This window comes from Pseudomonas fluorescens, assembly GCF_001902145.1.
In the GTDB taxonomy this organism is placed as follows: Bacteria; Pseudomonadota; Gammaproteobacteria; order Pseudomonadales; family Pseudomonadaceae; genus Aquipseudomonas; species Aquipseudomonas fluorescens_BV.
This window is the reverse complement of sequence record NZ_MRST01000023.1, coordinates 268,901-280,403: the sequence shown is the minus strand read 5'-3', so window position 1 is coordinate 280,403 and position 11,503 is coordinate 268,901. Positions and strand designations below refer to the sequence as shown.

The 11,503-nt window shown below is 60.8% G+C and carries 10 protein-coding genes and 1 other RNA gene; 2 read left to right on the top strand and 9 right to left on the bottom strand.

Going from position 1 to position 11,503, the window contains the following annotated elements; all coding sequences use genetic code 11:
* Window position 1 precedes the first annotated feature (1 nt).
* From mraY to rsmI, 9 genes are all read right to left on the bottom strand, one after another.
* Window positions 2–1,084: a phospho-N-acetylmuramoyl-pentapeptide-transferase gene (gene mraY / locus BUE92_RS13115; protein WP_073524119.1), complete on the bottom strand. Its 1,083-nt coding sequence runs from the start codon at window positions 1,082–1,084 to the stop codon at window positions 2–4.
* Window positions 1,084–2,454: a UDP-N-acetylmuramoyl-tripeptide--D-alanyl-D-alanine ligase gene (locus BUE92_RS13110; protein ID WP_073524117.1), complete on the bottom strand. Its 1,371-nt coding sequence runs from the start codon at window positions 2,452–2,454 to the stop codon at window positions 1,084–1,086. The genes mraY and BUE92_RS13110 overlap by 1 nt, the downstream gene beginning before the upstream one ends.
* Complete coding sequence (locus BUE92_RS13105; RefSeq protein WP_073524115.1) at window positions 2,447–3,910, bottom strand: UDP-N-acetylmuramoyl-L-alanyl-D-glutamate--2,6-diaminopimelate ligase; 1,464 nt, start codon at window positions 3,908–3,910, stop codon at window positions 2,447–2,449. The genes BUE92_RS13110 and BUE92_RS13105 overlap by 8 nt, the downstream gene beginning before the upstream one ends.
* The gene (locus BUE92_RS13100; protein ID WP_178380711.1) at window positions 3,910–5,652 is read right to left on the bottom strand and encodes a peptidoglycan D,D-transpeptidase FtsI family protein; all 1,743 of its coding nucleotides are present in this window, start codon (window positions 5,650–5,652) and stop codon (window positions 3,910–3,912) included. Before BUE92_RS13100 ends, BUE92_RS13105 begins: the two co-directional genes overlap by 1 nt.
* Window positions 5,652–5,945, bottom strand: a complete 294-nt coding sequence (gene ftsL, locus BUE92_RS13095) for a cell division protein FtsL (protein ID WP_003188663.1) — start codon at window positions 5,943–5,945, stop codon at window positions 5,652–5,654. The genes BUE92_RS13100 and ftsL overlap by 1 nt, the downstream gene beginning before the upstream one ends.
* Complete coding sequence (rsmH, locus tag BUE92_RS13090) at window positions 5,942–6,889, bottom strand: 16S rRNA (cytosine(1402)-N(4))-methyltransferase RsmH (RefSeq protein WP_003188661.1); 948 nt, start codon at window positions 6,887–6,889, stop codon at window positions 5,942–5,944. Before rsmH ends, ftsL begins: the two co-directional genes overlap by 4 nt.
* The gene (gene mraZ, locus BUE92_RS13085) at window positions 6,886–7,341 is read right to left on the bottom strand and encodes a division/cell wall cluster transcriptional repressor MraZ (protein WP_004371993.1); all 456 of its coding nucleotides are present in this window, start codon (window positions 7,339–7,341) and stop codon (window positions 6,886–6,888) included. Before mraZ ends, rsmH begins: the two co-directional genes overlap by 4 nt.
* A gap of 355 nt (window positions 7,342–7,696) precedes the next feature.
* Window positions 7,697–8,050: RNase P RNA component class A (rnpB, locus tag BUE92_RS13080), an RNA gene on the bottom strand.
* 96 nt (window positions 8,051–8,146) lie between these two features.
* Complete coding sequence (rsmI, locus tag BUE92_RS13075) at window positions 8,147–9,052, bottom strand: 16S rRNA (cytidine(1402)-2'-O)-methyltransferase (RefSeq protein WP_143169975.1); 906 nt, start codon at window positions 9,050–9,052, stop codon at window positions 8,147–8,149.
* Between the two features lie 176 nt (window positions 9,053–9,228).
* Here rsmI and BUE92_RS13070 point away from each other — a divergent pair, with 176 nt between their 5' ends.
* Together BUE92_RS13070 and BUE92_RS13065 are read left to right on the top strand one after the other, a co-directional pair.
* Window positions 9,229–11,040: a penicillin-binding protein activator gene (locus tag BUE92_RS13070; protein WP_073524110.1), complete on the top strand. Its 1,812-nt coding sequence runs from the start codon at window positions 9,229–9,231 to the stop codon at window positions 11,038–11,040.
* On the top strand, window positions 11,040–11,411 hold the full coding sequence (locus tag BUE92_RS13065; RefSeq protein ID WP_073524108.1) for a YraN family protein: 372 nt from the start codon (window positions 11,040–11,042) through the stop codon (window positions 11,409–11,411). Before BUE92_RS13070 ends, BUE92_RS13065 begins: the two co-directional genes overlap by 1 nt.
* Window positions 11,412–11,503: the final 92 nt, after the last annotated feature.

Sequence of the window (11,503 nt, the reverse complement as noted above, 5' to 3'; positions counted from 1 at the left end):
TCTACCTCAGTTTCAGGGTGGCAAGGCCGACCAGTACCAGAATCACGGTGATGATCCAGAAGCGGACAATCACGCGAGGCTCAGGCCAGCCCTTGAGTTCAAAGTGGTGGTGAATCGGCGCCATGCGGAACACGCGGCGCCCGGTCAACTTGAAGGACGCCACCTGGATGACCACCGACAGGGTTTCCATCACGAACACACCGCCCATGATGAACAGCACGATTTCCTGGCGAACGATCACCGCGATGGTGCCCAAGGCTGCGCCCAGCGCCAGTGCGCCGACGTCGCCCATGAAGACTTGTGCCGGGTAGGTGTTGAACCACAGGAACCCCAGGCCGGCACCGATCAAGGCGCCGCAGAACACGATCAACTCACCGGCGCCCGGTACATAAGGAATCAGCAGGTACTCAGCAAATTTCACGTTACCCGAGAGGTAGCAGAAGATGCCGAGCGCACCGCCCACCATCACCGTCGGCATGATCGCCAGGCCGTCGAGGCCGTCGGTCAGGTTCACCGCGTTGCTGGAGCCGACGATCACGAAGTAGGTCAGCACCACAAAACCGATACCCAGTGGGATGCTCACATCCTTGAGCATCGGGATGATCAAGGTGGTTTCCACGGCACTTGGCGCGGTGGTGTACAGGAAGATCGCGGCGGCCAGGCCGAACACCGACTGCCAGAAATACTTCCAGCGGCTTGGCAGCCCCTTGGAGTTTTTCTCGATCACTTTGCGGTAGTCATCCACCCAGCCGATGGCACCGAACAGCAGGGTCACCAGCAGCACCACCCACACGTAGCGGTTATGCAGATCGGCCCAGAGCAAGGTGCTGATGCCGATGGACGACAGGATCAGCGCACCGCCCATGGTTGGCGTGCCGGACTTGGACAGGTGCGACTGCGGGCCGTCGTTACGAACCGATTGACCAATTTGCAGGTTCTGCAGGGTGCGGATCATCCACGGCCCTAAAAACAGCGACAACGACAGCGCGGTCAGCACACCCAGGATCCCGCGCAGGGTCAGGTACTGGAAGACCGCGAAGCCTTTGTGGAACTGTTGCAGATACTCAGCCAGCAGCAGCAGCATTAATGTTTCTCCGTACTTGAGCCACACAAGGCTGCGACGACGTTTTCCATCACCGCGCTGCGCGATCCCTTGATCAAAATGGTTGTGTGTTTGTCATGTTCAGCCGCCGTCAACGCCTGGATCAGTTCGGCCTGGCTCGCGAAATGCCGCGCGCCAGGGCCAAAAGCGTTGACCGCATGGGCCATGTTCGTGCCAACGGCGTAGAGCGCGTCCACTTTGCCGGCGGCATAGGCGCCGACTTCACGGTGGCCTTGTTCAGCCCAATCGCCCAGTTCGCCGATATCGCCCAGCACCAGCACCTTGCGCCCATCAAAGCCTTTGAGCAGGTCCACAGCGGCATTGATGGAGGACGGGTTGGCGTTGTAAGTGTCGTCAATCACGCGCATGCCGTTGCCAGCCAGTTGCGCCACGGTGCGCCCCTTGACCGGCTGCACCGCGCCCAGGCCTGTAGCAATACCGAACAGCGACACACCCAAGGCATGGGCGGCAGCGGCGGCGGCCAAGGCGTTGGCGACGTTGTGGTTGCCCAGCAGGCTCAACTGCACGTGTTCGTCACCTTGCGGGGTGTGCAACGTGAAAGACGGGCAGCCACGGGCATCGACATTGATATTGGAGGCGTGGAAATCGGCTGCGGCATTCAGCACTGCAAACGTCAGGACCTTGCGACCGGCGGCGCGTACACGCCAGGTATCGAAGGCCTTGTCATCCAGGTTCAGTACCGCAGTACCCGAAGCGTCGAGCCCCTCAAGGATTTCGCCCTTGGCTTCGACGATCTTTTCCGGGCCACCGAACTCGCCGACGTGGGCGGTACCGGCATTGTTGATAATTGCCACGTGAGGCTGGGTCAGCGCTACGGTGTAGGCGATTTCGCCGATGCGCGAAGCGCCCAGCTCGATCACTGCTGCAGTGTGTTCCGGGGCCAGTTCGAGCAGGGTCAGCGGTGCGCCAAAATCATTGTTCAGGTTGCCACGGGTCGCGAGTACCGGCCCGCGCGTACGCAAGACGCCGGCGAGCAGTTCCTTGACCGTGGTCTTGCCGCTGGAACCGGTAATGGCCGCCACCGGCTTATCAAAAGCGGCACGGTTAAGCGCACCCAGTTGGCCCAGGGCCAGGCGGGTGTCGGCTACCAGCAATTGCGGCAAGGCAGAGTCTGCCACTTCACGCTGCACCAAGGCACCGACGGCACCTTTGGCGGCAACGTCGTTGAGGTAGTCGTGACCATCGAAACGCGGGCCGGCCAGAGCGACAAATAGCTGCCCCGGCTGGATGTTACGACTGTCGATACTGACGCCGGTGAATGTGCAGTCGCTGGACAGCACACGGGCCGACAGGGCCTGGGCCAGTTCGCTGAACCTCATCGCTTTAAGCATGGGCGACCTCCCAGGCGGTCAGGGCGTGATCCGCCTCGACCAGATCGGAGAAGGCATGGCGCTCACCGTTGATTTCCTGATAGTCCTCGTGGCCTTTACCCGCGAGCACCACTACGTCGTCCGCGCCGGCACTGGCGATCAACTGGGCAATGGCGGCACCGCGACCAGCCACAAAAGTGACCTTGGAGGCGTCTTTGAAACCGACACGGATGTCGTCGAAAATCTGGCTCGGGTCTTCGCTGCGCGGGTTGTCGTCAGTGACGAGTACGCCATCGGCCAAGCGCTCGACAATTTCGGCCATCAACGGGCGCTTGCCGCGATCGCGATCACCGCCGCAACCGAACAGGCAAAGCAGTTTGCCTTTGGCATGTGGGCGCAGGGCTTCGAGGACTTTTTCCAAGGCATCCGGTGTGTGGGCGTAATCGACCACCACCAGCGGTTGCGTGCCGCCACCCAGGCGCTGCATGCGACCGGCCGGGCCTTCCAGCTTCGGCAGTACCCGCAGGATTTCATCCAGGGCGTAGTCCAGGCCCAACAGTGCACCGATAGCGGCGAGCACGTTGCTCAGGTTGAACCGCCCGAGCAAGGTGCTGCGCAAGTGGTGTTCGCCCTGCGGCGTCACCAATGTGGCACGCACGCCTTCATCATTGAATTGGGCTTCGCGGCAATACAGGTAGGCACTGGCATCTTGCAGGCTATAGCTGATCAGGCGCGCGTCGCTGCCTTCGCCCGCCAGTTCGCGGCCAAACGCGTCGTCAAGGTTGACCACCCGGCACTTCAGGTCATTCCAGGCAAACAGCTTGGCCTTGGCGGCGGCGTACGCCTCCATGGTCCCGTGGTAGTCGAGGTGATCGCGGGACAGGTTGGTCATCACGGCCACGTCAAAGGCCAGTGCGGTGACACGCCCTTGGTCCAGGCCATGGGAAGACACTTCCATGGCTACCGCCTTGGCGCCGGCCTTTTTCAGGTCGGCCAGGGTCGCTTGCACGGCAATCGGGTTTGGCGTGGTGTGCAGGCCGCTTTGCAGCGCGCCATAGAAACCGGTGCCCAGGGTGCCGACGATGCCGCAGTGCTGACCCAGCAGGTCCAAAGCCTGGGCGACCAATTGGGTCACGCTGGTCTTGCCGTTGGTGCCAGTCACGCCCACCAGGTTGAGTTGGCGGCTCGGGTCACCGTAGAAACGCCCGGCGATGTTGGACAGCTGCGTTGCCAGGCCCTTGACCGGAATCAACGGCACATCGGTGATCGGCAGCACGGTGGCGCCTTCCACTTCATAGGCGACCGCAGCCGCACCGCGTTGCAGGGCATCGGCGATATGCGCACGGCCATCGAGCTTGCCGCCAGGTACCGCCAGGAACAGGTCACCGGCGCGTACATTACGGCTGTCCAGGGTCAGCTCACGAATCAGCAGATCGTGGCCGGCATGGGCAAAAATCTTGTTCAGGCTAAGAGACATCAGCCGCGCCCTCCATTGGCTTTGACAGCGGTAGCCGGTGGACCAGCGTTGGCTTGTTGCGTCGGCGGCAGGTTGTCCGGCGAGATATTCATCAAGCGCAGGGTGCCGGACATCACTTTGCTGAACACCGGAGCCGAAACCAGGCCACCGAAGTAGCCGGCTTTACTAGGCTCGTCGATGACCACGACGATGGCGTAGCGTGGGTCGCTCATCGGGCCGAAGCCGGCGAACAGCGAACGGTAGGAGTTTTCGGCATAGCCCTTGGTGCCCACCGAGGTCTTACGCGCCGTACCGGACTTGCCAGCAACGTGGTACGCCGGTACCTGGGCGCGGAATACGCCACGCGGTGCCTCGATCACTTGTTGCAGCATGCCTTGCATGGTCTTGGCGACGTTTTCCGGGATCACTTGGGTCGCTTTTGGCGCTTCGTCGACATGGATCAGGCTCAGTGGAACCATACGGCCGTTATTGGCCAATACCGAGAACGCGTGGGCCAACTGGATGGCGGTCACCGACAGGCCGTAGCCGTAGGACAGCGTGGCAGTCTCGGCTTTTCTCCACTCGCGGTAGTTCGGCAGGTTACCAACCCGCTCGCCCGGGAAGTCGAGGCCGGTGGGTTGCCCCAGGCCGATCTTTTGCGCCAGGTGATAGATGGTCTCGCCGCCGATATCGAAAGCGACCTTGCTCATGCCGACGTTACTGGAGTTGATCAGGATCCCGGTCAGGTCCAGTACCGGGCCTTCGCTGCGGGACACGTCACGAATGGTGTACTTGCCCAACTGCAAGGTGCCTGGGTAAACCTCGACCTTGTCGCTGGGTTTCCAGCGGCCAGTTTCCAGCGCGGCGCTCATGGAGATGGCTTTCATGGTCGAACCGGGCTCGAACACGTCGATCATCGCGCGGTTACGCATCATCGCCGGCTGCAGGTTGCGACGGTTGTTCGGGTTGTAGGTGGGCTGGTTGACCATGGCGAGGATCTCGCCAGTCTTCACATCCATGATCACCAGGCTACCGGCCTTGGCGCCGTTCTCGATGATCGCGTTACGCAGTTCGCGGTTGGCCAGGTATTGCAGGCGCAGGTCAATCGACAACGCCAAGGGCTTGCCAGCCTTGGCGTTCTTGGTGACCTGGACATCCTTGATCAGCCTGCCGCGCCGATCCTTGATGACCTGGCGCTTGCCCGGAACCCCAGCCAGCCATTCGTCATAGGCCAGTTCGACCCCTTCGCGGCCGTGGTCATCGATGTCGGTGAAGCCCACCATGTGCGCTGTGGTTTCACCGGCCGGGTAGAAACGCCGAAATTCCTCGATGCCGTAGACACCGGGAATTTTTAGATCGAGCACTTGCTGGCCTTGCTCAGGGGTAAGCCCGCGAACCAGGTAGATGAACTCTTTATTGGCCTGGGCTTCCAGGCGTTCGGTCAGGGCCTTGCGGTCCTGCCCGAGGGCAGCGGCCAGTTCAGGCCACTTGTCCTTGGCAACTTGCAGCTCTTTGGCGTTGGCCCACAGGGTGGTCACCGGGGTACTGACAGCCAGAGGCTCGCCGTTACGGTCGGTGATCAGGCCACGGTGTGCAGGAATCGGGATGTGCCGCAGGCTGCGGGCGTCACCCTGGCCGATCAGGAAGTCGCGGTCGACGACCTGAAGGTCGAAGATGCGCCAGACGATGGCGCCTACCATCAATGCCAGCAAGCCGAGCATCAGGCGGAAGCGCCATGGGTAGAGTGCCCCTTCGAGTTTCATCATGGCGCCACCATGCGGACTTCAGCCGCGCCAGGGATGTGCATCTTCAACTGTTCGGTAGCCAGCACTTCAATACGGCTGTGGGCCGTCCAGGTGCTTTGCTCAAGGATCAACCGGCCCCACTCTGCCTGGGCTTTGTCACGCACGCTCAATTCCCCGTAAAGGGTATTGAGCAACTGACGGTTCCAGTGGGCGCTGTAGGACACCGCAATCGCGGACACCAGCACGCCGACAAACAGCAGCAACATAAAGAAGCTGCCGCCCGGGAGGGGCTTGGCGAAAAGCTTGCTCACCGCAATTTCTCCGCAACACGCATGACGGCGCTACGGGAACGTGGGTTGGCCTTGAGTTCGGCTTCGGAAGCGAACTGCGCTTTGCCATGGATTTTGATTTTTGGCACGAAGGCTTCGAAACGCACCGGCAGGTTGCGCGGCAGGTTATCGGACTCGCCCTTGACCAGACGACGCATGAAGAGTTTGACGATGCGGTCTTCCAGGGAGTGGAAGCTGATCACCACCAGGCGACCGCCCACTTCCAGAGCGTCGAGCGCGGCCTCGAGGCCAGCCTCCAGATCGCCCAATTCGTTATTGACGTGAATGCGCAACCCTTGGAATGCGCGGGTGGCCGGGTTCTTGCCCTTTTCCCACGCAGGGTTGGCGACCTTCAGCACTTCGGCCAGGTCAGCGGTGCGTTCGAACGGCTGGATTTCGCGGCGCTCGACCACGGCGCGCGCCATTCGACCGGCGAAGCGCTCTTCACCGTACTCCTTGAACACACGGGCGATTTCTTCCACCGGCGCGGTGGCGATGAACTGTGCGGCACTGACCCCACGAGTGGGGTCCATGCGCATATCGAGGGGGCCGTCGTTCATGAAGCTGAAGCCGCGCTCCGGGTCGTCGAGCTGTGGCGAAGACACGCCCAGGTCGAGCAGAACCCCGGCCACCTTGCCCGCCATACCGCGCTCGGCAACTTCGGCGCCCAGCTCGGCAAAGCTGCGCTGCACAACGACAAAGCGGCCGTCTTCGGCCGCTAGCGCTTGCCCGGTGGCAATCGCTTGAGGGTCTTTGTCGAACCCGAGGAGTTTGCCGTCGGACCCGAGCTGGCTGAGTATCAACCGGCTATGCCCGCCCCTGCCGAATGTGCCATCGACATAGCAGCCATCGGCACGTACGGCGAGAGCCTCAACGGCTTCGTCAAGCAGTACGGTGATGTGGTTAAAGCCGCTATCAATAGTCACAGGATCAAATCACGCAGTTCATCAGGCATGGCGCCCGGTTGTTGAATAGCAGCCAGGTCCGCTGCAGACACAGCATCCCAGGCATCTTCGTCCCACAATTGGAACTTGTTCAGCTGGCCTACCAGCATTGCGCGCTTGTCGAGCCTGGCGTACTCGCGCAGTCGCGGCGGCACCAGGAAACGACCGCTGCCATCGAGTTCAAGGTCGACGGCATTACCGATCAGCAAACGCTGGAGCCGGCGGTTTTCTTCACGCAATGAAGGCAGCGCGCGCAACTTGGTTTCAATCAACTCCCACTCATCGAGGGGGTAAACACACAAACAGGGGTCAACGGCGTCAATCGTGATGATTAACTGCCCTGAACTTCGCGAAATGAGCTCGTCACGATACCGGCTCGGCATGGCGAGACGGCCTTTTGCATCGAGACTGATAGCGTTAGCTCCGCGAAACACAGATGCGTTTCTCCAAATTTTAGCGTTTTACGTTCAAAAAACCCACTTTGTGCCACTTTCCGCCACTTGCGCACACTATAGGAATGCGCCTACCACACCGTCAAGGCGCGTATTCAAGGAAAAGCCTTACAGAACGGAGATTTAGGAGAGTAAAAGGAGGAGAAACGAGAGTCTTGCGAGGTTTTTGACTCAATAACGGCAAATAGCTCAAAGAGCTAGAGCCTAAAGTTAAAGTAATTTATTAAGAGTAAGATTTTTTTGGTATTACGAAGACGCATCTGCCAATGATTTGGCAGGGAGGGATTCTTGCGTTGCTACCGGTTTTGCGCACGAGATTCGAACGCAAGGAAAAAAGGTGGAGAGTCGATCTATAAGCCGGGTTCTGTCTTGAACAGTCATTCGTCTACGATGGCCATCACTGGACATCTTTAGCAACCTACCCGGTCCCAGCGCGGGCCACGCCTTGGGACCCTATTTGGTCTTGCTCCAAGTGGGGTTTACCTAGCCACGAACTGTTGCCAGTCGTGCGGTGCGCTCTTACCGCACCTTTTCACCCTTACCGGCACCGAAGTGCTTAGGCGGTTATTTTCTGTGGCACTTTCCGTAGGCTCACGCCTCCCAGGCATTACCTGGCACTTCGCCCTATGGAGCCCGGACTTTCCTCCCCCCCCTAATTTTCATAGAGGGCAGCGACTGTCCAATCGACTCTCCGCCGCGCAGGTTAACGGCACGGCGGCTTGAGGACAAGTATTAAAAGTGCAGCATTGCCATCACGCTCAGACGAAATACAGGTTTGCCCCTGGAACTATTCGGCCTTCTGCTTATCGAGCGCGACCTGATACAACACATTCTTGCGCACGCCGGTGATTTCCGCCGCCAGGGCGGCGGCGCGCTTGAGTGGCATTTCCTTGAGCAACAAATCGAGGACGCGCATGGCCTCGCTGCCCACCGCATCTTCATTCTCCGGCGCGGTCCAGCCCGCTACCAGCACCACACACTCGCCGCGCTGCTGATTGCTGTCGCCTTCGACAAACGCCCGCAACTCCTCTAGCGGCAGCCCCTTGAGGGTTTCAAAGGTCTTGGTCAACTCCCGGGCCAACAATGCCAGGCGCTCGCCGCCGAACACCAGCTCCATGTCTTGCAGGCATTCAAGGATGCGATGTGGGGCCTCATAGAAGATCAAGGTGCGCGGTTCTTCTTTAAGTGCCTGCAGGCGCGCCCGACGCCCTACAGCTTTGGCAGGCAGGAAGCCTTCAAAGATAAAACGGTCAGAGGGCAACCCGGCCGCCGATAATGCGGCAATCAGCGCGCAAGCTCCCGGAACAGGCACTACATTGATACCAGCGGCGCGTGCCTGGCGGACCAGGTGGTAACCAGGATCGGAAATCAGGGGCGTGCCCGCGTCGGAAATCAGCGCGAGGTCATCACCCGCCAAAAGACGTGTGATAAAGCGGCTACCCTCTTCACGTTCGTTGTGTTCGTGGCAGGCCGCTAATGGCGTGCTGATACCAAAATGCTGCATCAACCGTTGGGAGTGCCGCGTGTCTTCTGCCGCGATCAATTTCACCTCGCGCAACACTTTCAGCGCCCGGGCACTGATGTCGTCCAGGTTGCCAATGGGCGTCGCCACCACAAAAAGCGAGCCAGCAGTGGAATTCAAAGGACCTGGAGCAGTCAAAGCGCACACCTCGATGGTTGGCAAAAGCCACATTGTAGCGCGTAGACGCCTTGAAAATATGCCATCACGGCCGAAGCCGTTTCAGCCACCGTTAGCTAATCGCAACATTTGAACGACCTAATTCCACGGTTTAACGCCATGAACATCGCGCCTGGGCCAGTGCTTGGGTACACTTCCACGCTAATTTGATCGGTATCAGGAACACTTACATGATCGCTTGCCTGCGGCTGCTCTCCGCCCTCTGCCTCGCTGCCTTGCTGGCCGCTTGCGCCATTTCGCCCTCCTCCAGTCTTGGCGAACTGCCACGCACGCCCGATGCCAGTATCGAGCAACTGCTCGAACAGGCGACGAACGCCAAGACGCCAGAAAAAGCCGCGTTGTTGCGCCTGAGCGCGGCGGACCTGGCCTACCAGCAGAACAATCCCGGCCGCGCCTCGCAGATCCTTGCGCAAGTGCCCCTGGATGCCCTGAAGCCAGCCGCGCAAGTATTTGCCAGCACCCTGGCCGCAGAACTGGCAATGGGGCGCAACCAGCCCAAGGCGGCCTTGGCAGCGTTGAACCACCCCAGCCTGCAAAGCCTGAAGGAACTGCCGACCGACCAGCAGATCCGCACCGGTACCGTACATGCACGTGCCTATGAAGCCGACGGCCAGACCCTGGCCGCCGCTCGCGAGCGGGTGGCCATGGCGCCCCTGCTGACGGGTGAGGCTGCCAACAGCAACCACGAAGCCATCTGGGTATTGATTGCCGCGCTGCCAGCCGAACAGCTGCAAGCCACTGGCAACCCGACACTCGATGGCTGGATCACCCTGGCCCAGGCGGTCAAGGGCGCCGGTACGCTGGAGCAACAACAAGCCGCCATCGACACCTGGCGCGCACAGAACCCGGGCCACCCGGCGGCAGTGCAACTGCCTGCGCCGCTGACCAAGCTCAAGGAACTGGCCAGCCAGCCCCTGAACAAGATCGCCCTGCTGCTGCCGCAGGAAGGCCCGCTGGCGACTGTGGGCAAAGCGCTGCGCGAAGGCTTCATGGCGGCTCACTACCAGGCTGAGCAAGCCGGGCAGAAGCCACCGGTCATCGAGTTCTATGACAGCTCGCGCCTGGCCTCCCTCGACGACTTCTATGCCAAGGCCCAGGCCGCCGGCGTGCAACTGGTAGTCGGCCCGCTGGAAAAACCGCTGGTCAAGCAACTCAGCGCACGCCCGCAGTTGCCGATCACCACCCTCGCCCTGAACTATAGCGAGACCGATCAAGGCCCGGCGCAGTTGTTCCAGTTCGGCCTGGCCGCTGAAGACGAAGCCCGCGAAGTGTCGCGCCGTGCCCGTGCCGACGGCCTGCACCGCGCCGCCGCCATGGTGCCCCGTGGCGAATGGGGTGAGCGCGTGTACAAGGCGTTCCGCCAGGATTGGGAAGCCAATGGCGGCACCGTCATGGGCGTCGAGTATGTCGATCAGCCTGTGGCCCTGGCCCAGCAGATCGCCGATCTGTTCCAGCTGCGCAAGAGCGAAGGCCGCGCCAAGAGCCTGCAAAGCACGGTCGGCACCGACGTTGCCGCCCAGCCATCGCGTCGCCAGGACATCGAGTTCATCTTCCTGGCCGTCACGCCGCAACTGGCCCAGCAGATCAAGCCGACCCTGAACTTCCAATACGCCGGCGATGTGCCGGTGTACGCAACCTCCCACGTGTTCAGTGCCAGCGGTGACCGTAACCAGTACCTGGACATGACCAACGTGATGTTCTGCGAAACCCCTTGGTTGCTTGACACCACCGACCCACTGCGCAACCAGGTTGCGGCGCAATGGCCGCAAGCCAATGGTAGCCTGGGTCGCCTCTACGCAATGGGCGTCGATGCCTATCGCCTGGCACCACGCCTGGGCCAGCTCAAGGCACTGCCTGACACCCGTGTCGACGGTCTCTCGGGCAACCTGGGCATCAGCGCCAACCAGCGCGTGGACCGCCAGATGCCTTGGGCGAAGTTCGTCGGCGGCGAAATACAGCGCCTGCCCGATACCCCGCGCTGATGCCCCAGCGGTCCAGCGCACAAAGCGGCAAGGATGCCGAACTGCATGCTCTCGATTACCTGCAACAACAGGGTCTGCGCCTTCTGGCGCAGAACTGGTTATGTAAACGCGGCGAGCTTGATCTGGTCATGCTTGACGGCGATACAGTAGTATTCGTCGAAGTCCGCTACAGAAAACACGCACAATGGGGTGGCGCGCTCGCCAGTATCGACGAGCGCAAGCGTCAAAAGCTGATACTCGCTGCGCAGTTTTTCCTGCAAAAAGAGCATCGCTGGGCTGACCGCCCCTGCCGTTTCGATGTGGTTGCCATGGAAAGCACCCCGTCAGGCACAGCTGATCTGACCTGGCTTAAAAATGCCTTCGACAGCTGATTCGCCGGGCACCTTCACCACTCACTTTTGCTCTTTGCATTGCGGGCTGCACATTACCTGTGCCAAACAGCCGCGCTACTTAAGGTCACACA

Coding starts and splice junctions, on each gene's coding strand:
- mraY (WP_073524119.1), bottom strand. CDS start 1,084: ATGCTGCTGCTGCTGGCTGAGTATCTGCAACAGTTCCACAAAGGCTTC.
- BUE92_RS13110 (WP_073524117.1), bottom strand. CDS start 2,454: ATGCTTAAAGCGATGAGGTTCAGCGAACTGGCCCAGGCCCTGTCGGCC.
- BUE92_RS13105 (WP_073524115.1), bottom strand. CDS start 3,910: ATGTCTCTTAGCCTGAACAAGATTTTTGCCCATGCCGGCCACGATCTG.
- BUE92_RS13100 (WP_178380711.1), bottom strand. CDS start 5,652: ATGAAACTCGAAGGGGCACTCTACCCATGGCGCTTCCGCCTGATGCTC.
- rsmI (WP_143169975.1), bottom strand. CDS start 9,052: ATGTGGCTTTTGCCAACCATCGAGGTGTGCGCTTTGACTGCTCCAGGT.
- BUE92_RS13070 (WP_073524110.1), top strand. CDS start 9,229: ATGATCGCTTGCCTGCGGCTGCTCTCCGCCCTCTGCCTCGCTGCCTTG.
- BUE92_RS13065 (WP_073524108.1), top strand. CDS start 11,040: ATGCCCCAGCGGTCCAGCGCACAAAGCGGCAAGGATGCCGAACTGCAT.